This is a genomic window from Paenibacillus sp. NMA1017 (genome assembly GCF_058895805.1).
Window position 1 is genome coordinate 437,740 of the sequence record NZ_JBZXYR010000003.1, and the last position, 20,008, is coordinate 457,747.

A 20,008-nucleotide genomic window follows, 5' to 3' on the forward strand; every position below is an offset into this window, starting at 1 on the left:
GTGACAAGGCGCGTCAATTTTGATGGCCCCTTGCCCTTCACAATAAGGAGGAGCAGTAGTGGATCTGAACGATTTAAACATTTTCCAGACGGTGGCTGCGCATGGTAGCGTCAGCAAGGCTGCAGCCGAGCTTAGCTATGTCCAGTCCAATGTAACGGCCAGAATCAAGCTGCTCGAAAAGGAACTGCAAACGCCTTTATTTAATAGACATAAGCGGGGAATGATCCTCAATGCCGAGGGCAAGCGTCTGCTGCAATATACGAAAAGCATTTTATCGCAATTTGAGGAAATGAAACATGCATTTCAGAATACCTCTGCACCTTCGGGGGTGCTGGAGATTGGCATTGTGGAGACCGTAATTGCCCTCCCAGCCATTTTACATGCTTACTATAGCAAGTACCCGGATGTCGAGTTGTCCCTCAAGGCTGGGGTTACAGAGTCTCTGGTGCAGGAGGTTGCAGAAATGCGGCTGGATGGAGCTTTCGTGACCGGGCCAGTCAAGCATCCGCTCATTGAACAATTTGATGTATTTCAGGAAAAGCTGGTCCTCGTATCCCAAGGAGATGACTTTTCTGTCGAGGATCTCACTACCCGTCCGCTCCTCTTATATAAAAAAGGCTGCGGCTACCGGGGACGGCTGGAAACCTGGCTCAAGATGGAGGGGATCATTCCCAAGCAGATTATGGAGTTTGGGACATTTGAGACGATTATCGGCAGTGTAGCGGCGGGTATTGGAATGACCGTTTTTCCCGAATCTTCGATCAGCGGGCTGGTGGCCCAAGGCCTTGTGTGCGGTCATGCGATGCCTGAGCCGTACAATGAAGTAACAACGGTGTTTATCCGGCGTAAGGAAGCCTTTGTTACCAGTACTTTGCAGTCTTTTATAGACGAGATTATCACTCAGACAGAGGCGTAGCTTTATCGCTTGAGCTCGGGTACAATGAGAGGGATTTGATCTCACTTTTCTTCCTGAAGGAGGGCTATTATGTTTACAATATATCCGGCGGCTTCCCGATTCAGCTTCGATAAGGGCTGGCTGCGGGGGAGTCACAGCTTTTCATTCGCGGAGTATCAGGATGAGAACAATACAGCGTTTGGTCCTATGCGTGTCTGTAATGACGATGTCATCACACCGGGACGGGGCTTTGGGGCGCATCCGCATAGTGATATGGAGATTGTTTCGATTGTGCTGTATGGGGAACTGCGTCATGAAGACAACCGTGGACATGTAGCGGTGACCCGTTTTGGAGGCATTCAGCGAATGTCAGCGGGCCACGGCATCATTCATACGGAGCACAACGCATCACAAACAGAGGATGTCAGTCTGCTGCAATTGTGGTTTAGCCCGCATACGAGAGGACTGAAACCGTCATATGAAGCTACAGCGTTCGATCCTGAGCGTCTTCAAGGTCAGCTTCTGCCTGTCGTTGCCGGAAAGCGTGTACCAGGCACAGAGGGTGAAATAGCTGCAATCAATCAGGATTTAACGATTTATTTAAGTAAGCTTCAACCCGGAGAACAAGTAGAATTCACACAGGCCGAGGGTCGGCGCGTGTTCCTGTTCGTCATCGAAGGCTCACTGCGTGTGAACGGTGAACATATTCTGCAAGGGCGCGATTCAGCTCGTATTGAGCAGGAGCCGAAGCTAGCGCTGGCAGCAGAGGAGTCTGCTTTTTATATGTTGATTGACTTGCCCTAAAAGGAGGTGCGCACATGGCGCAGCAGGAAACATGGCTGATCAAGCATGCCGTCACGGGACGGAGCTTTGCCGACAGCCGCAAGCAGAGTTTCGATTGCCGTTTGGAGTCGATGGACGGGGTGTTTCGCTTCACGCTTCAAGGGCTGCCGCATGAGGCTGCGGAGGCGATTGTGCGTTATAGCGGGGAGTTGAACGTATTTCGTTTTGTAACGCCGGTAGACAAAGGACCCGTGGTGAAGCATTGGTATTACGTCACTCCAGCAAGCGTGGAATATCATGAGCAGACAGATGAGCTGACGTTCGAGGCTGGTTCTGAGATTGAATACCATCCCGAGGATTATTGGGGGGATTAATCATTCCTTTATCATAAATTTTCAGATTTATAATGGATTTTCGAAGGCTCTGCATCATTGCAGGGTCTTTTTGTTATCTGTTCGACATGTTGTGTTCATTGGATACATAATCCTTTGCAGGCTGGTACATCCTATATGTCATATTACGTTGTTCGGCTCATTCGTAAAGGGGGGAATAACATGAAGAAAGGACGCTTTCCCAAGTTGCCGAGATTGCCGTGGAGCCGAAGAGCGGTTCCGGCCCCGGACCGCAAGCCACGAAATGCCCGTGTTCCCAAGGGACTGCCTGAGCCCTCGTGGCTGGAACAGCCGTTGCGAACCAGTCTGGACGATAATTTGACCGCACTGCGTGATATTTTTAAGGATTGTTCTGATGTCGTCTATCGAGAGCTCATGATTTCCCCTGAACGCAAAGGGTTGTTGGCTTATTTTGAAGGCACGGTAAAATCCGAGGATTTGCAGGATCATATCCTTCGGCCTTTCATCTTGGGCATGATGCTCAAGGACCCTGAAGTGAACGGCAAATTGGAGCCGCTGGATGAAACGCGTATCTCCATGTCCCAGACCAAAACGATGGATCAATGGAAGATGGTATCGGCAGCGATACTGGACGGCAATGCCGCCTTGTTCGTAGAGGGCACGCCGCGTGCGTACATTTTCAGCGCCAAGGGAGGTGTCCGCCGTGGAGTGGAGGAACCGCAGACCGAAGCGGTTATTCGCGGGCCGCGTGAGGGCTTCACAGAGACACTTCGCGTTAATACGGCACTTCTGCGATTCAAGTTGAAGACGTCGATGCTCAAAATGCAAAGTATGACCATCGGGAAGGAAACCCAAACCAGTGTCGTGATTACCTATGTCGAAGGAATCATAGATCCAAAACTGGTGGAGGATGTTAAAAAAAGGCTCAGTGATATCAAAATTGATGGTGTGCTGGAGACCGGATATATTGAGGAACTGATTGAGGATCATCCATTTTCACCGTTTCCGCAAATGCAATACACGGAACGGCCTGATACCGTCACTGCACAGTTACTGGAAGGACGTTTTGCTATTTTTGTGGACGGAACGCCCTTTGCTTTGATTGGGCCCGTGACGATGTGGCAGATGATGCAAGCGAGCGAAGACTATTATGAGCGTTTTTTCATCAGCAATATGGTGAGAGGGATTCGGTTTCTTTTTCTCGTAATGGCTCTCTTTCTGCCAGCATTATATGTAGCGGTTACGACCTATCATCATGATATGCTGCCGACGACGCTCATATTGAGCATTGCAGCGGCTCGTGAATCCATCCCTTTTCCCGCACTGGTGGAAGCGTTGATGATGGAGATTTCTTTTGAAGCATTACGGGAAGCAGGGATTCGCCTCCCCAAAACCGTCGGTCAGGCCGTCAGTATCCTCGGTGCGCTCGTTATTGGACAGGCCGCAGTACAGGCAGGAATCGTATCGGCGCCAATAGTCATTGTGGTGTCGCTCACAGGTATTGCTTCGTTTACCATTCCACGTTTTAACTTTGCTATTACAGTTCGTCTGCTGCGGTTTCCGATCATGCTGATGGCGGGGATGTTTGGACTGTTTGGGATCATTATTGCCACAACGCTGGTCGCCACACATTTAACCAAGCTAACGTCGTTTGGCGTGCCTTACATGAGTGGATACAGCCCATACAACCATACGGATCAAAAGGATATCATTGTTCGTGCACCTTGGTGGAAAATGATTAAACGTCCTTCATGGATCAGAAAAGACAACAACAAACGGGAAAAAGAAAAGATGAATGGGACGCCGACAACCGAGGAGGGATGGTGATGAAGCCCCAAGGCTCTGATACAGGGAAAATACGTAAAACGGCTGTGCTTAGTTGTCTGCTGCTCTGTTCTGTTCTTTTGGGGGGATGCTGGGATCGCCGTGAGGTGAACGATGTGGCCTTTGTGATGGGCACCGGGATGGATAAGGAAGGGGATCAATATCGGGTTACGATGCAAATTGCGCTCCCTGGGCAGCTCGGGGCTTCGGGAAACACAGGAGGCGGGGGAGGCACAAGCGGGACGAAGTCCTATTATCTGGAGTCCAAGACAGGCCCAAGCTTTCGGGGAGCAAGCGCCGAGGAACAGCGAGGGGTTTCACGAACGCTGAATTTCTCCCATCGCCGGGTGCTGTTGTTCGGCGAGGCACTGGCGCGGGAAGGGATCGGCAATATGATGGATGTATTGGCGCGCGTTCCACAGAACCGTTTATCATCTCTCGTTGTCATAACGAAGGGATCGGCGCTGGAAGTACTGCAGGCGGATGCTCCGATTGAGCAGTATCCGGCAGAAATGGTTCGCGAGCTCAACTATTCCTATATGGAGAACCCTCGTTCAATTAAGCTGCTGTTGAATACGATCCTGCTGGATGGTATTGATCCGGCTGTGCCGGTCATGTCATTGGTGAAGAATGGTCCAGCCAGTCTGAAGGACAAGAAGACGAATATTCAGGTCGACGGGCTGGCTGTATTTCGCAAAGACAGGGTGACCGGCATAATAGATAATCATTTAAGCCGGTTTTTGCTACTGGGTATGAATCAGGCCAAGAATACGGAAATTTTTGTACTTCCACCCAAAGGAAAAGGTTATATTTCCGTAGATCTCATCGAAAATAAGGTCAATATCGAACCCAATATTCGGGGGGATGAGATTCGGATGACCATTCATATAAACTGCAACGGAAATGCAAAAGAGAATGAGACGACTTTCGATATTTCCAAAGAGGCAAACTTGAAGTGGCTGGAACAGCAGGTTGCCGAGCAGATCAAGAAGGAACTGGGAGAGGCTGTTCGTGTTATTCAGCAAAAGTATCATTCGGATGTGCTTGGTCTGGGCCGGGTTATCATTACAAGTCGCCCAGATGAATGGAAGCGGATTAAACCCCAATGGGATCATTTGTATCCCAAGGCAGAGGTCACCATAGATCCGGTCGTACACATCGAAAATATTGGTGCAATCACCAAGCCATTTGGGGTCAAAAAGGAGAATATTCAGAATGAATAAGGTATTTCTACTGCCATTGGTGCTGTCTATTCTCTTCATGTATCTGATTGACCGCAAAAGTCTCAACGCTGCACCTGCCGTCAACCGATGGATCTCACGTGTATTGTACGTAATTAGTATTGGTATCTGGATCTACGGAACATCGACAAGAAGTTCCGTTTATGTGGCTACATGGCTGACCCGTTTTATTGACATGTGGCTCCCCCCTACGTTGTAACGTGTAATGGATGCCTGTGGGCCAAAAGGAGATGTACCTTTATGAAACAGTTCACAACCAGACAAATCGTGTTGCTTGGTGTATTGCTGCAGGCCAGTATTACCCTTGTACATGCTCCGGCCCAGGCAGCAGATTACGCAAACCAGCATGCTTATTGGACTTGTATGGTTGCCGCCATTGTGCTATGCCTACCGATTTATGTGGTGCTTAGAATTAGGAGGCGTTTTCCAGATCAGGATATGCTTCAGGCCATAGTAAGCTCTCATCCCGTACTAGGACGCATGCTGCTCTCGGTGTACCTTATAATTTTCCTGATTATATTTGCAAGGGATTTGAGAATTATTACGGACCTGGTACAGGTTACGCTGTTGCCATTGACCCCAATTGTCGTGATTTCTCTGATTATATTGTTAACTTTAGTATTTATGGCTAAAGGTGGAATTAGCACTATCGTGAATATGACGGAAGTTTTTGTTCCGCTGATGATCCTGACGCTCTTAACCATGCCGCTTATTTTCGGACGTAATATGGATTTTGCGGTACTGAGACCGTTCTTGCATCCAGATGTAGGTGGAGTGGTCAAAGGGAGCTGGCGCATGCTTGGTTATATGGCAGACATTATGATGTTGCCCTTTGTGATTTTTGGGAAAAATTATAGTCCACGGAGCGCGTGGCTTGGGCATCTGACAGGAACCGTTTTTTTGGTTCTAATTGTGTTACTGGCAGAGCTGGTTATCGGTGTTCCCATTTTGTCACGACTGTTTTATCCTTCGTATGAACTGGCGCGTCAGTTGCAAGTGACCGATTTTCTGGATCGGTTCGATTTATTTGTGGGCGCTCTTACCGTGCCGACCCTGCTTACGAAAATGGGGTTTGATCTGTATGTCATCAGTTTGACTGTCAAGCGTATGTTTGCTCCAGCCTGGGGGAATTTGATTGTTTGGCCAGTAGGTTTGTTGGGCTATGTCTGTTCCTTTATGCTGTTCTCTAACATTGTACAAATATATGAATTCAGCCGGGAGTGGACCGTGGTTATGGTCATGTTCTTTGTCTTCATGCCATTTGTGTTATGGTTGCTACTCCGACCCAAACGTAAAGAAGAAGGCGGCGGTGATAGGCCATCCGGCGAAAAGCAGGATAACAGACAGAAAGACCAGTTGGGAGGCAGAACAGGACACGCCCACTTATAAGATTACTGTATTCATCGGAAAAGTAATTCTTATTTGTCTTTTACCCCTCTGATTGTATACTTGGTAGAAAGAAATACGACTTCTACAAGGGAGGCAACAGAATGGCACAACGCATGGCAGGCAAGAGAGTCGCTCTTGCAGGTCCCCGTAAAGCAGACGAAATGGCGCTGCTAGTTGTGAAGATGGGGGGGGAGCCAGTACAGCGCCCGGCCCAGGGCACCGTTTTTTTGGATGATATCGAGCTGCGCAACGCTGTTGTATCATGGGTGAAGCACCCTCCGGACTGGTACATCTTCACGACAGGTATGGGGCTGGATGCTCTGTTCGATATGGCAGAGGATATGGGTGTGGCCGAGCAGATTATGGAGTTGCTGCAATCTTCCAACATTGCAGCGCGGGGCTACAAGACGGTCAATGGACTCAAAAAGCGTGGCTTTACGCCAGCAGTACGAGACGAGGACGGAAGTTTGATCGGATTGACAGGAGCTTTCGCCCCATACGATCTGAAGGGGAAAGAAGTACTGTTGCAACTGCATGGCGATCCAGCCCCACGGTTGGTAAAATGGCTGGACGAGCAGGGGGCAGTGACCCGCCAGGTACTTCCTTATAAACATATCCCACCTGAGGAAGCAAAATTGCAGGCGTTACTGGAGGATATCATCCATCGTAATGTTGATGCCGTTACGTTCACGAGTGGTCCGCAAATTCGATTTTTAGCCCAATATGCCAGAGAGCAAAATCGAATCGAGGATTTACTGGAAGCTTTTCGTGAGGATGTGATTGCTGTATCCGTAGGGAAGGTGACTGCACAGTCCATTGTGGAAGAAGGGATTGATCGAGTCGTGTTTCCAACCGAAGAGCGCATGGGCGCGATGATGGTGGAGCTGGGCAAATATTTTGAACATAACGATTCGGTGCATGGCTGTGGTCTGAAGATCGTGAATGGTCATTGAAATGAGATCAAAATTATAAATGCAGTATGCGAAAAATGAACTTATATTTCGGGATACAGAGTAAAATAAAGATAAGGGCCTACGAGGTCTTTATCTTTTTTTGTTGGACATGCATCGACAAAGATTTTTGTTATAGCGAAAATGTTTATCTAATATAATGAATAAGTTTCGATGCATGATACTTGAGCATTTTGCATAAATCCCAAGAGCGTTTTCAAATAAGCAATATATAGATCGAAGCGCTTTAGTTCGTCTATATATTGTACTTATGAGCGTTGGGAATCGAATTATGCTAAATGCTGACTTAGGACAGGAGCTGAGACGTTAATGAATTCTATTTGCGTATTTGCCGGGTCCAGACCTGGACATTCATCGGTATATGTTGAGGCTGCAGGCAAGCTGGGGGAAGCCATGGCTCGCCATCATATTCGTCTGATCTATGGTGGCTCTAGCAGGGGGCTGATGGGAGAGGTGGCGGATGGAATGCTGGCGGGTGACGGTCAGGTCACTGGCATTATGCCTACCCTGTTATTTGATGCAGAGATCATTCATCGGGGAGTTACCGAATTTATTGAGGTAGCAAGCATGCATGAGCGTAAAGCGGCAATGAGCGAGATGGCCGATGCGTTTATCGCCCTTCCGGGTGGCTTGGGAACCTTCGAGGAGCTGTTCGAGGTATTGTGCTGGGCGCAAATTGGCATTCATCGCAAGCCCATTGGGCTGCTGAATGTGAATGGATATTTTGACCCGTTAGTAGAAATGGTGCGTCATAGCGTGCAAGAAGGGTTTACCGGGGCTGAGCACCCAGCATTATTAAGTATCTCTGCGGACCCGGACGAATTGCTACATATGTTAAAAAATAAAGCAGAGAACTTGAAATAAAGCGTTTTTCGTGCTTGCACAACTGATTGAGGCAAGGTTATGATAAGACCCATAATCAAATAGCGGACAGACAAGGTGCCTTTGCGGTCAAGCAAAGGGTAACAGGGAATCGGGTGCAAATCCCGAGCGGTCCCGCCACTGTAAGGAAGAGGATTTTTTTAAATGGTCACTCGTGAAAAACGGGGAAGACGAAAGAATCCGTTGATGCCAAGCCAGGAGACCTACCTTGATCTGTATGCACCGTTAACCTTCGCGGAGAGGATGGGTGTACGAAATCAGGAAATCAGGCACACGTTGCTTTTTCCATGTTGGCTAGAGGTTTGCGTGGATATGAACGTGCAGCAGCGTTTGAAGCGTAAACAGACAGATGGAAAACAACGGCAGGCTGGAGGAAGACAAATCGTGTCTTCTTACGCTGTTTGTTCGTCTGATGAGAGATACGTACATAGAAACCCCATCCGGGCAGGATGGGGTTTTTTTGAGTTACAGGATGTCCATAAATCATTGAAATAGATAGCATAGCTGCCCTGAAAAGGATGAATAGGAGGAGCACAATGAGCCCATTAGGAAAATTGCTGGTGATTGGATTTGGACCAGGAGATATGGAACATATCACAAAACGGGCGCTGGATGCGCTGGCCGAAAGTGAGGTCATTATCGGCTACAACACCTACGTTGATTTGATCCGTCCGTTGTTGAACGGACAGGAGATTGTACGCACAGGGATGACAGAGGAAGTGAGCCGTGCGCAGGAGGCGGTTCGCCAAGCAGAGATGGGCAAGAAGGTAGCTGTCATTTCCAGTGGAGATGCAGGAGTCTATGGTATGGCAGGGCTGGTGTACGAAGTGCTGATGCAAAAAGGCTGGCGACGCGAGGACGGGGTTAAGGTAGAAGTTGTACCGGGGATCTCGGCTATTCAGTCCTGTGCTTCACTGTTGGGGGCGCCAGTTATGCATGATGCGTGCACGATCAGTCTGAGTGATCATCTGACCCCGTGGGAAACGATCGTAAAGCGTGTAGAAGCTGCGGCTTCGGCCGATTTTGTGATTGCATTATACAACCCGCGCAGTGGTCGGCGTACCCGCCAGATTGTGGAGACGCAGTCCATTTTGCTGCGTTACCGCGATCCGCAAACTCCGGTTGGGCTAGTGAAGAGCGCTTATCGTGAACGTCAGCAAGTTATTGTAACGACGCTGGAAGATATGCTGAACCATGACATTGGGATGCTGACGACCGTAATCATCGGTAACTCCTCGACGACGGTGTATGACGGTTTGATCGTGACTCCGCGCGGATATCAACGCAAATACACGTTGGATGCGACCGAGCAGGCGCTCAAGCCACATCAGCGTCTCCGCACGGAAGCGGAGCCGTGGTCGCTGGGCGCGCAAAAGGGTACAACGCAGGCAGGAGCAGCCCCGACTACGCCCGCTGGACCCTCCGCGAGCGGCGCTGCGGTTGCCACGCAGGCACGCCCGCAAGCGATGGCTGCCGTGCAGGCAACGACTGCTGTGCAAACCGGCACGGCCCCGGCATCGCTGGCGGCAGAGGCACTAAGCCGCCTCGCTGTCGGTGGCAAGCTGCCGGGCGAAGCCAACGCTCGCTGGAGCGGGCAAGCGCCTACCGCGGAGAGCACCGCCGGAACGTCAGCGGTGACCGGAGCGGGGGCCACGGCCGGGATGGCGACAGGCGGCTTTGGCAAGCCTGCGCTGTTTGAGGTGGGCGTTTCCCCGGGTGTGGGAAACAAGAAGTTCACCGCTCGCCAGATGGCGCTGCTCGCCGAGGTAGCGGGTGATGACGGCGAGCTGGAATACACGCCGGATCATCAGATCGTGCTGCGCGTGCCGTGTGCAGACCCCGAGGAACTGGTCGGACGGCTGCGGGATGAACGATTCATTGTCATGCCGATTGGCGATGTGTTTAAGGTGAAGGCGTGCGACTTCTGCAATATGGAGAAGGATGACGCTGTGCCTGTGGCTGAGCATTTACAGGTTGTGCTTGGCGGATTACAGGCACCCAAGGAAACAAGCATTGCTTTGAACGGATGCGGTATGGCCTGCTATGGAGCAGTGCTGGAGGATATCGGAATCGTCTATCGCAAGGGAGGGTATGATCTCTTCCTCGGTGGCAAAAAATTCGGCCGCAATGCTCATGCCGCTCAGCCTGTAGCGGAAGGAATTCCGGGTGACCAGATTACTGACATCGTGGAGAACGTCATCGCTGAATATAAGGAAAAAGGGCATCCGAATGAGCGTTTTCATAAATTTTTTAAGCGTGTAGGTGTCGTTGCGGGGTTCCGGCATGAAGATGCACCAGCAATGGTAGAAGTGAATGCGGTTTGTGGTGATTAGTAGGTTGAGTAGGTTGGAGGCCTGATGAACTGGATACAAGCATATATATAAAATAGGGCGTCATGCAGGCTATCCCTACTAAAGAGGAGGAAACAACAGCAGTGGATGCAATATTGTTGGTTGGACATGGAAGTCGGGACCCGGAGGGGAACCAGGAACTGCTGGAATTTGCACAAGCAGTGGCAGATCGGGTACCGGATATGTGCGTGGAAACCTGTTTCTTGGAGTTGGCACGTCCCAGCATTGCTGATGGAATGCAAACATGTGTGGAGAAAGGGGCGACGCGTGTCGTTCTTATTCCGATTATCTTGTTCGCAGCGGTACATGCCAAAATTGATATTCCGATGGCTATTGACCGGGCAAAGGCGAAATATCCGCAGGTGGAATTTGTATACGGACGTCCGATTGGCGTTCACGAAAAAATCGTCAGCATTCTGCAAAGCCGCTTGAAAGAGGCCCGTCCGGTTGCAGTTCCAGCGGGAATGACTAGCGCTGTAGAGGCATTTGCCGAGGTATCCGACGAGGAAACGGCGGTACTTGTATTAGGACGCGGAAGTAGCGATCCAGATGCGAACAGTGACTTTTTCAAAATCACTCGTATGCTGTGGGAGCAGCTTTCTTATACATGGGTAGAGAGCAGTTTTATCGGTGTGACGCAGCCTTCTTTTCCCGATGGATTGGAGCGTTGTGTACGATTGGGGGCCAAAAAGATTATCGTGCTTCCCTACTTTCTGTTCACGGGTGTGCTGATTAAGCGCATCGGAGAAATGACCCAGGAATTTGCCGAGGCTCACCCTGCATTACAAGTGGAGATGGGCGGATATTTTGGGTTCCATCCCCAATTGATTGAACTGGTGCTGGAGCGAGCTAAGGAAGGCTTGTTCGGCAAGGTTACGGCCAATTGTGATAACTGCCAGTTCCGTTTGGAGGCGCAGGAGCACCACCATCATCATCACGACCATGACCACGATCACCATCATGAGCATGATCACCATCATGAGCATGATCACCATCATGAGCACGATCATGAGCATCATCACCATCATCATGCACATGAGCACGACCATCATGATCACCATACACACAGCCACGATCACACTCATGAGCATGTCCATGCTCACAGCCATGATGACCATGATCACCATCACGAGCATTCACATATACCATCTGTAGTGAACGGAAGCGGGCAGGTGAAGGGCTCATGATATTCATGCTATGCGGAACGAGCGATGCTCGGGAATTGGCGCTGCAAATCCGTGACAATGGCTTCAACGTATTGACCTCAGTCGTAACCGAAAGCGCGGCGGCTAGCTTGTCTGAAGCGGGACTAGACGTAAGTACAGGCCGAATGACAGCCGATGAAATGGCTGCAATGATTCGGGATCAGGGAATACAGGCTGTTGTTGATGCCAGTCATCCTTTTGCGGAAGAAGCACACGCGAATGCGATGACAGCCGCTCGCGAGTCCGGGGTTCCTTATATTCGCTATGAGCGGACAGGACTTGTATATGACAATCATCCGTTGCTCCACATTGTGCCCTCCTATGAGGAGGCCGCATTACAAGCGAAGCAAATCAAAGGCTCTGTAATGCTTACGACGGGCAGTAAGACGCTCGGCACGTTCACCAAGCATTTGCTCGGAGACCCGGAGATTCGTCTAGTTATACGCATGCTGCCGCGCCTGGACAATATGGAGAAATGCGGCGAACTGGGCATGGAGCAAAAAAATATTATTGCCATGCAGGGACCCTTTTCCCGCGAGATGAACGAAGCATTGTACAAGCACTATGGCACGACCGTGATGGTCACCAAGGAAAGCGGACGCACGGGGGCAGTGGATGAAAAGGTTCAATCTGCATTGGAGCTGGGGATTCACGTACTTTTGATTTCCAGGCCGGAAGTGGAATTTGGCACAGTATTTGATCATTTCGACGGAGTTATCGACGCACTGCGTACAGCAAGAGAGAAAACTTCAATTTGAGTTGAGCCTTACCCCTGCGAGTCCAGTTAATCAGGAACGACTTCTGGCATGTATTTAAAATATAGTCATCTTAAAACAGGTGTTTTTAAGAGGTATCTATGATTTTTTAGCAATGAATTGTCATTTTCCTAAACTATTTTCTATTTTTCCATAAGGGAGTGGTCTACCATGGATTTTAAAACAGAATTTAAACCGCTAACGGTACAGCCGCAGGAGATTGAAGGCAAAAGCTTCGAGATGATCACTGAAGAATTGGGAGAGCATCCTTTTACAGCAGAGCAATATCCCGTTGTACAGCGTGTCATTCATGCATCTGCTGATTTTGAGTTGGGCCGCAGCATGGTGTTTCATCCAAAAGCGATTGAAGCCGGGGTTGCAGCTATTCGTGCAGGACAGCAGGTAGTGGCGGATGTGCAAATGATTCAAGCGGGGCTGAGCAAGGATCGTATCCGTCAATTTGGCGGGGATGTGCATGTGTACATATCTGACCCTGACGTCATGGAAGAAGCGAAAAGGCTGAATACGACACGCGCCATTATTTCGATGCGCAAAGCGATTCAGGCGGGCGAAGGTGGCATCTATGCCATTGGTAATGCGCCGACAGCGTTGCTGGAGCTGATTCGTCTGGTGAAAGAAGGAGCGGCCAAGCCCGGACTGGTGATTGGCATGCCCGTCGGCTTCGTATCGGCGGCAGAATCCAAGGACGAGCTGCGCAAGTTGGATATTCCGTTCATTACGAATATTGGACGCAAGGGCGGCAGTACAATTGTCGTAGCAGCATTGAATGCGATCTCCTTAATGGCTGTCCGCTAGATGCGGTTGTCCGTTTGCTGTATCATGAAATGAATTGGAACATGATCAGCAGAAGAGGTTAAGGAGGAATTGGCATGGAAAAGGAAGCGGCGTCCGCCGACAAGCCCAAACGGATGAAAAGCGGTGAAGCTCCCGCGCCGGACAAGCCAATGCGGTCAGGCTTTACGACGGGGGCTTGTGCGGCGGCAGTGGCCAAAGGAGCGGTACAACTGCTCATCACGGGCATTCCACCGAAGGAAGCAGTGATATCGCTGCCCGCGGGCTTCGATCATGCGTTTGAGCTGATTGAGCCTGTGTTGGACGCGGACGAAGCTTCCTGCACGACGATCAAGGACGGTGGGGATGACCCAGACGCCACGCATCAGGCGAGAATTATCGCGTCCGTTAGCTGGCGCGAGGAGCCGGGCATTGAACTGGACGGTGGCATCGGCGTGGGGCGGGTAACGAAGCCCGGTCTGCCTGTGCCTGTCGGAGAAGCAGCGATTAACCCGGTGCCGCGCCGGATGATTACGGAGGCCGTCTCAGGCGTGCTCGAGGAGCACGGATCGGCCAAAGGTGTCCGTGTCGTCATCAGCGTACCGGACGGTGAAGAAATCGCCAAGAAAACGCTGAACGGACGACTTGGCATTCTTGGCGGTATTTCCATACTAGGCACGCGTGGTGTGGTCGTTCCGTTTTCCACGTCAGCTTATAAAGCCAGTGTCGTGCAGGCCATATCGGTTGCGCAAGCGATGAACTGTCAGGAAATAGTCCTGACCACAGGCGGCAGCAGTGAAAAATATGCCATGCAAATGTATGATCAGCTGACGGAAGAAGCCTTTATCCAAATGGGCGACTTTGTCGGCTTTGCAGTCAAGCATGGCAAACGATTGGGAATGAAAAAAATTATTCTCGTTGGGATGCCCGGCAAGCTGTCGAAGGTTGCTCAAGGCGTCATGATGGTTCACTCCAAGAGCGCTCCGGTAGATTTTGGATTTTTGGCCCAGGTTGCGCGTGAAGCGGGTGTGGATGAGTCGCTTGCAGCGGCAGTGGCAGAGGCGAATACAGCTACGCAGGTGGCGGATATGATGACCGAAGCGAATGCGCTGAGCTTTTTTGAAAAGCTGTGTACCTATGGATGTCAGCATTGTCTGGAGCATGCAGGTGGTGGAATCGTTGTGGAAATGGTACTGGTAACGCTGAAAGGGAACGTGCTGGGGAGGGCGAGAGTCGGTGAGTAGAGTGATCCGTGTCATTGGTATCGGTGAAAATGGAGCGGCAGGTCTGTCGCAGGAGACGCTGGAGCAGATTGAGCGTGCGGACCTGCTGGTTGGTGGAGAACGCCAGCTAGCTTTTTTCGAGGAAGCCGCAGGAGAAAAACGAACATTAAAGAGCGGCTTATCCGCCGTTGTGGAAGAATTGGGGCGGTTGCGTGAGCACAAGGATATTGTCGTGCTTGCGTCAGGCGATCCGCTTTTTTTTGGAATTGCAGGTTATTTGTCTGCCAAGCTGGGGGCGGAACATCTGGATATTATGCCGCATCTCAGCTCGGTTCAGCTGGCGTTTGCGCGTCTCGGTGAAAGCTGGCAGGATGCGGTGCTGGAAAGCGTACACGGTCGTCCGATGATCGGATTGGCGCAGCGGATTGACGGACAGAACAAGGTCGCGCTGTTGACGGACGACCGGAATCATCCCGGCGCAGTCGCTGCCTATCTGCTGCATTATGGCATGACGGAATATGATGCCTTTGTCGGCGAGCATTTGGGCGGACCGGATGAGGTGTATCAGCATTATACGCTGGAAGAGATGGCGCAGAGAACGTTCCAACCATTGAATGTGGTTATTTTGCGCCGCCGTAAGGGTGAAGACGTGCCTGCAATTCGGCGGGGATTTGGCTTCGAGGATGCGGAATTTCACCAGCGCAAGCCGGAAAAAGGGCTGATCACGAAGCGTGAAGTACGCGTATTCAGCTTGTCCGAGCTGCGTCTGACCGAGCGAAGTATCGTATGGGACATCGGCGCAGGCTCTGGTTCTGTAGCTGTGGAATGTGCGCGGCTGGCCAGGTATGGGCAAGTATTTGCCATTGAGAAGAACGAAGGCGATCTGGCTAATGTGGAAGCGAACAAAATCAAATTCCGCACTGATTTCCCGGTTATTCATGCCAAAGCGCCTGCCGGATTGGACGAGCTGCCAGACCCGGATGCGGTGTTTATCGGTGGGAGCGGGGGAGAATTGTCCGAGTTGATTCGTCTGTGCGCTTCCCGTCTGCGTAAGGATGGACGAATTGTAGTGAATGCTGCAACGATTGAGACGCTGCATGACGGTATGAAGGCGATGCAAGCAGTAGGACTCGATACTTCGGTGACGTTATTGCAAACAGCGCGCAGCAAGCCGATTTTGAATATGACTCGTTTTGAGGGACTCAATCCGATATATGTGATTACAGGGCAGCCGTCGGTGGACGTGGCTGACGAAGTAGCGGGGGAGTAAGCTGGTAATTCAAGAGGGGGAGAGAGACAGCATGAATACGGCGGCAACAGGAACACTTTACGGCGTAGGCGTGGGGCCGGGTGATCCCGAGCTGATTACGGTCAAGGCGTATCGGATGATTCAGGAATGTGCAGTTGTGGCTTATCCGAAGAAACGCCGGGGGGGCAAATCGTATGCTCACGAGATCGTGGAGTTGTACGTCAACCCGGAGGAAAAGGAGATGCTGGGACTCATTTTTCCAATGACCAAGGACCCGGTTGTACTGGAGCGTGAGTGGAACAAAACGGTAGTTGCTTGCTGGGAGGCACTGAGTCAAGGCAAGGATGTAGCCTTTGTCACAGAGGGAGACCCTAATCTGTACAGTACCTTTATTCATTTGGCACGGCTCATGAAGGATCTTCATCCTGAGGTGCCGATTGTATCTATTCCGGGCATTTCGTCTGTGTTGGGAGCGGCGGCAGCGCTGGAATTGCCTTTGGCAGACGGAGATCAGCAGGTCGGTATTATTCCGGCTACGGATGATCGGGAAGCGATGAAGCAGGCGATTGAAAATCACGATACGGTCGTGTTTATTAAGGTTGCCAAGGTGTTGGATTTGATTTTGGATGTGCTGGATGAGCTTAATCTTGGGGACTGTGCATCAGTCATTACCAAGGTCACTTCTCCTTATGAAATGGTATGGCGCAACGCACGTGAGCTGCGCGGACAGGAGCTTGAATATTTGAGTTTAATGGTGGTGAGCAAATGACGCTGGAGCCCAAAGTATATATCGTAGGAGCAGGTCCCGGCGATCCGGAGCTGATTACGGTCAAAGGTTCCCGGATTCTACGCACGGCCGATGTGGTATTGTACACGGATTCACTCGTAAACGACGAGCTGATTGCCACGGCCAAACCAGAGGCGCAGGTACTGCAAAGCTCAGGCATGGATCTGGAGCGGCAGGTTGAGATTATGAGCGAGGCTGTGCAGGCTGGACGCAGTGTAGCTCGCGTACATACAGGCGATCCGGCAGTGTACGGTGCCATTTTGGAGCAGATGGTGTTACTGAAGCAGCGCGGAGTAGTCTACGAAATCGTACCGGGCGTCAGCTCGGTCTTTGCTTCTGCGGCGGTGCTGGGTGCAGAGCTAACTGTGCCTGACCTGACGCAGACCGTCATTCTGACGCGTGCCGAAGGCCGTACACCTGTACCGGATCGGGAAAAGCTGCGTGACTTGGCATCCCATCACTGTACAGTGGCACTGTTCCTCAGCGCAACGCTGGCAAAGAAAGTGGTCGTTGAGTTTTTGGCAGCAGGCTGGAGCGAGGACACACCTGTAGCCGTTGTGCAGCGTGCGACCTGGCCGGATCAAAAGATCGTACGCACGACGCTTGCTCAATTACCCGCCGATTTGCGTGCAGCAGGCATAACGATGCATGCCATGATTTTGGCAGGCTGGGCGCTCGACCCAGAGCTGGTGGACAAGGACGCGCATCGTTCCAAGCTGTATGATAAGTCGTTCACCCATGGCTACCGGAAGGGAGTGAAGCCCGGTGAGTAATCCATTTGCCGCTGTGGCGATCACGAAGCATGGAGTGGAGATGGTCCGCAATTTGGGAGCCAGCTTTCCGGGCACGGATGTGTATTACATGTCCAAGTTTGAGCGTGGCGACGAGCAGGAGCGTGACATTCAGTTGTTCGAAGGCTCGGTCAAGCTGATTTTGCCGGATTTATTTAAACAATATAACGGTATTATTTTATTTATATCTCTCGGTGCAGTGGTTCGTATGATTGCACCGATTTTGGTGGATAAAAAGGTAGACCCGGCGGTAGTCGTCATTGATGATCGCGGCGAGCATGTCATTAGCGTATTGTCTGGCCATTTGGGTGGCGCCAATGAATTGACCCGCCATGTGGCGGCTGTATTAGGCGCACGTGCGGTAATCACAACTGCATCTGACGTGCAGGGCACGATTCCGGTGGACATGTTGGGTCGGGAATTGGGTTGGGTGGTTGATAGTTTCGACAAGGCCACTCCTGTGAGCGCTGCTGTTGTGAACGAGGAGCCCGTTGCACTTATCCAAGAGACAGGCGAACGGAACTGGTGGCGTTATGACAAGCCTGTACCTGCGCATATCAAGGTATATGCTTCGACGACAGAAGCATTACAAGAACCGTTTAACGCCGCGTTGGTCGTGAGTGACCGTTTATTGGAGCCGGAGGAAGAAGAGCAGCTTCTTTCTAATGGCGTGCTGTACCGTCCGAAAAGCTTGGTGCTTGGCATCGGCTGCAACCGTGGGACTGCATTGGAGGAGCTGGAGGCGGGTGTGCTGGACACCTTGCAAGAGCTGCGTTTGTCTGTGAAAAGCGTACGGAATATTGCCACCATTGATCTGAAAAAGGACGAAGAGGGCTTACTTGCCCTTTGCGCCAAATACGGCTGGGAGCTGGTGACGTACACCCCGTCAGAGCTGAATACGGTGCAGCTTCCCAATCCATCGGAAACCGTCTTCAAATACACTGGCGCATATGGGGTCAGCGAACCTTCAGCCTTGTTGTCTTCTGGTGCAGACCATTGGCTGCTGGAGAAGAAAAAAAGCGGCAATATGACGCTGTCTGTAGCGCGGGTTTCCTATGACTGACGTCATGAAGCAGGCTGTACAGTCTGATCCATTTACCGCTACGCGCAGAAGCCGTATTGTTGTTGCTGGCACAGGCAGCGGCGCAGGCAAAACGACGGTTACCCTCGGGCTGATGAAGGCGTTCGCCGACAGCGGCCTGCGAGTGCAGGGTTTTAAGTGCGGGCCGGATTATATTGATCCGACCTATCATACGGCCGCGACCGGAACGCCTTCCCGTAATCTCGATTCCTGGATGACCTCACCGGATACGGTGCGTGAAATCTTTATCCGTGCTTCCGAAGGCGCGGATATTTCCGTGATTGAAGGCGTCATGGGTCTGTATGACGGCAAGGACCCGCTCAGCAATACCGGCTCGACCGCTGAAATCGCCATGCTGACGGACAGCCCTGTATTGTTGGTGGTCGATGTACGCAGTATGGCACGAAGCGCCGCCGCTATTGTGCTTGGCTTTCAGCGCTTGGAGCCCAAGCTGCGCATTGTGGGTGTAATTGTGAATCGCTGCGGTAGCCAAGGGCACTATGGCATCGTCAAAAAGGCGGTCGAGCAGGAGTGCGGCATCCCTGTGCTCGGCTGGTTAAAGCGTGATGACGGGCTGGATATTCCCGAGCGTCATCTGGGTTTAGTACCCGCTGTGGAACGCGGCGAGCTAGAGCCGCTTTTCCAACGGGCGGCAGAGCTGATCCGCGCGGGTACGGATCTGGATGCACTGCGGGCATTGGCGGATTCGGCTCCGCCGTTGTCTCTGCCCGCACAACCGTTATTTCCCCCGGATTGGCTTCCATCAGCAGGGCATGAAGCTGATACCGGGGGACGTCCCGTCATCGCCGTCGCCAGAGATGCGGCGTTCAATTTTTACTACTCGGAAAATATGGATTTGCTACGTCAGGCGGGAGCAGAGATTGTCTATTTCAGTCCTCTGGCGGGAGAACGCGTACCTGAGCAGGCAAGCGGCCTATACCTGGGCGGCGGTTTCCCCGAAGAGTTTGCCGCAGATATCGCTGCAAATACGGGCTTTTTGGAAGATATCCGCAACGCGGTGAGCCGGGATATGCCAGTATTCGCCGAATGCGGCGGTTATATGGTACTGGCACGGACACTTACGGATCGTATGGGTAATGCCCATCACATGGCCGGGGTTATTCCGTCGGACGTCCGCATGCAGGAGAAACGGGCCGCACTGGGATACCGGGAAGCAACCGCTTTGCAGGATTGCCTGCTGCTGGAGGCTGGAGAGACAATTCGGGGACATGAATTTCATTATTCTGTCATGCACTATGATGAATCATCCACCCCTTACTCCTACGCCTATCAAACCAAGGGAATGCGTGGTCTCCAGAGCGAGGGCTATGCGAAAGGGAACCTTTTGGCAGCCTACACGCATGTTCATCTTGCTTCTCTTCCCAAAGCGGCAGCACGCTGGGTAGAACAATGTCGGGCTTACGATCAATAGTTTT

The 20,008-nt window shown here is 51.4% G+C and carries 19 protein-coding genes and 1 riboswitch; all 19 genes read left to right on the forward strand.

Annotated features, from left to right (window positions below):
* Positions 1-58: 58 nt before the first annotated feature.
* The 19 genes from AC5ELV_RS10730 to AC5ELV_RS10820 all read left to right on the forward strand — a co-directional run bounded on the left by AC5ELV_RS10730 (position 59) and on the right by AC5ELV_RS10820 (position 20,004).
* On the forward strand, positions 59-916 hold the full coding sequence (locus tag AC5ELV_RS10730; protein WP_023990802.1) for a LysR family transcriptional regulator: 858 nt from the start codon (positions 59-61) through the stop codon (positions 914-916).
* Positions 917-985: 69 nt separating this feature from the next.
* A complete protein-coding gene (locus AC5ELV_RS10735) occupies positions 986-1,699 on the forward strand; it encodes a pirin family protein (RefSeq protein WP_493430167.1) in 714 nt (237 codons plus the stop codon).
* A gap of 14 nt (positions 1,700-1,713) precedes the next feature.
* Positions 1,714-2,052, forward strand: coding sequence for a hypothetical protein (locus AC5ELV_RS10740; protein WP_493430168.1), 339 nt, complete (start codon positions 1,714-1,716; stop codon positions 2,050-2,052).
* Between the two features lie 180 nt (positions 2,053-2,232).
* Positions 2,233-3,858, forward strand: a complete 1,626-nt coding sequence (locus AC5ELV_RS10745; protein WP_493430169.1) for a spore germination protein — start codon at positions 2,233-2,235, stop codon at positions 3,856-3,858.
* Positions 3,858-5,078 (forward strand): Ger(x)C family spore germination protein, encoded by a 1,221-nt coding sequence (locus AC5ELV_RS10750; protein ID WP_493430170.1) that lies wholly within the window; start codon positions 3,858-3,860, stop codon positions 5,076-5,078. The genes AC5ELV_RS10745 and AC5ELV_RS10750 overlap by 1 nt, the downstream gene beginning before the upstream one ends.
* On the forward strand, positions 5,071-5,295 hold the full coding sequence (locus AC5ELV_RS10755) for a hypothetical protein (RefSeq protein WP_307351244.1): 225 nt from the start codon (positions 5,071-5,073) through the stop codon (positions 5,293-5,295). The genes AC5ELV_RS10750 and AC5ELV_RS10755 overlap by 8 nt, the downstream gene beginning before the upstream one ends.
* A 41-nt stretch (positions 5,296-5,336) precedes the next feature.
* Positions 5,337-6,485 (forward strand): GerAB/ArcD/ProY family transporter, encoded by a 1,149-nt coding sequence (locus AC5ELV_RS10760; RefSeq protein ID WP_307351246.1) that lies wholly within the window; start codon positions 5,337-5,339, stop codon positions 6,483-6,485.
* Positions 6,486-6,586: 101 nt separating this feature from the next.
* On the forward strand, positions 6,587-7,438 hold the full coding sequence (locus AC5ELV_RS10765; RefSeq protein ID WP_493430171.1) for a uroporphyrinogen-III synthase: 852 nt from the start codon (positions 6,587-6,589) through the stop codon (positions 7,436-7,438).
* A gap of 327 nt (positions 7,439-7,765) precedes the next feature.
* Entirely contained in the window at positions 7,766-8,320 is a 555-nt protein-coding gene (locus AC5ELV_RS10770; protein WP_023990794.1) for an LOG family protein, read from the forward strand.
* A gap of 57 nt (positions 8,321-8,377) precedes the next feature.
* A riboswitch (cobalamin riboswitch) is annotated at positions 8,378-8,563 on the forward strand.
* Positions 8,564-8,874: 311 nt separating this feature from the next.
* On the forward strand, positions 8,875-10,671 hold the full coding sequence (cobJ, locus tag AC5ELV_RS10775; RefSeq protein ID WP_493430172.1) for a precorrin-3B C(17)-methyltransferase: 1,797 nt from the start codon (positions 8,875-8,877) through the stop codon (positions 10,669-10,671).
* A 101-nt stretch (positions 10,672-10,772) separates the two neighbouring features.
* Positions 10,773-11,876, forward strand: a complete 1,104-nt coding sequence (locus tag AC5ELV_RS10780; RefSeq protein WP_493430173.1) for a sirohydrochlorin chelatase — start codon at positions 10,773-10,775, stop codon at positions 11,874-11,876.
* Entirely contained in the window at positions 11,873-12,652 is a 780-nt protein-coding gene (gene cobK / locus AC5ELV_RS10785) for a precorrin-6A reductase (protein WP_493430174.1), read from the forward strand. Before AC5ELV_RS10780 ends, cobK begins: the two co-directional genes overlap by 4 nt.
* Positions 12,653-12,820: 168 nt before the next feature.
* Complete coding sequence (locus tag AC5ELV_RS10790) at positions 12,821-13,465, forward strand: precorrin-8X methylmutase (protein WP_103047344.1); 645 nt, start codon at positions 12,821-12,823, stop codon at positions 13,463-13,465.
* A gap of 74 nt (positions 13,466-13,539) precedes the next feature.
* Positions 13,540-14,685 carry a cobalt-precorrin-5B (C(1))-methyltransferase gene (locus AC5ELV_RS10795; protein ID WP_493430175.1) on the forward strand — a complete coding sequence of 382 codons (1,146 nt, stop codon included), beginning with the start codon at positions 13,540-13,542 and terminating at the stop codon, positions 14,683-14,685.
* Complete coding sequence (gene cbiE / locus AC5ELV_RS10800) at positions 14,678-15,934, forward strand: precorrin-6y C5,15-methyltransferase (decarboxylating) subunit CbiE (protein WP_493430176.1); 1,257 nt, start codon at positions 14,678-14,680, stop codon at positions 15,932-15,934. The genes AC5ELV_RS10795 and cbiE overlap by 8 nt, the downstream gene beginning before the upstream one ends.
* 31 nt (positions 15,935-15,965) lie before the next feature.
* Entirely contained in the window at positions 15,966-16,682 is a 717-nt protein-coding gene (gene cobI, locus AC5ELV_RS10805) for a precorrin-2 C(20)-methyltransferase (protein WP_493430177.1), read from the forward strand.
* Positions 16,679-17,473: a precorrin-4 C(11)-methyltransferase gene (cobM, locus tag AC5ELV_RS10810; protein WP_493430178.1), complete on the forward strand. Its 795-nt coding sequence runs from the start codon at positions 16,679-16,681 to the stop codon at positions 17,471-17,473. Before cobI ends, cobM begins: the two co-directional genes overlap by 4 nt.
* Positions 17,466-18,554: a cobalt-precorrin 5A hydrolase gene (locus tag AC5ELV_RS10815; protein WP_493430179.1), complete on the forward strand. Its 1,089-nt coding sequence runs from the start codon at positions 17,466-17,468 to the stop codon at positions 18,552-18,554. Before cobM ends, AC5ELV_RS10815 begins: the two co-directional genes overlap by 8 nt.
* Positions 18,547-20,004 carry a cobyrinic acid a,c-diamide synthase CobB gene (locus tag AC5ELV_RS10820; protein ID WP_493430180.1) on the forward strand — a complete coding sequence of 486 codons (1,458 nt, stop codon included), beginning with the start codon at positions 18,547-18,549 and terminating at the stop codon, positions 20,002-20,004. The genes AC5ELV_RS10815 and AC5ELV_RS10820 overlap by 8 nt, the downstream gene beginning before the upstream one ends.
* The last annotated feature ends 4 nt before the right edge of the window (positions 20,005-20,008 follow it).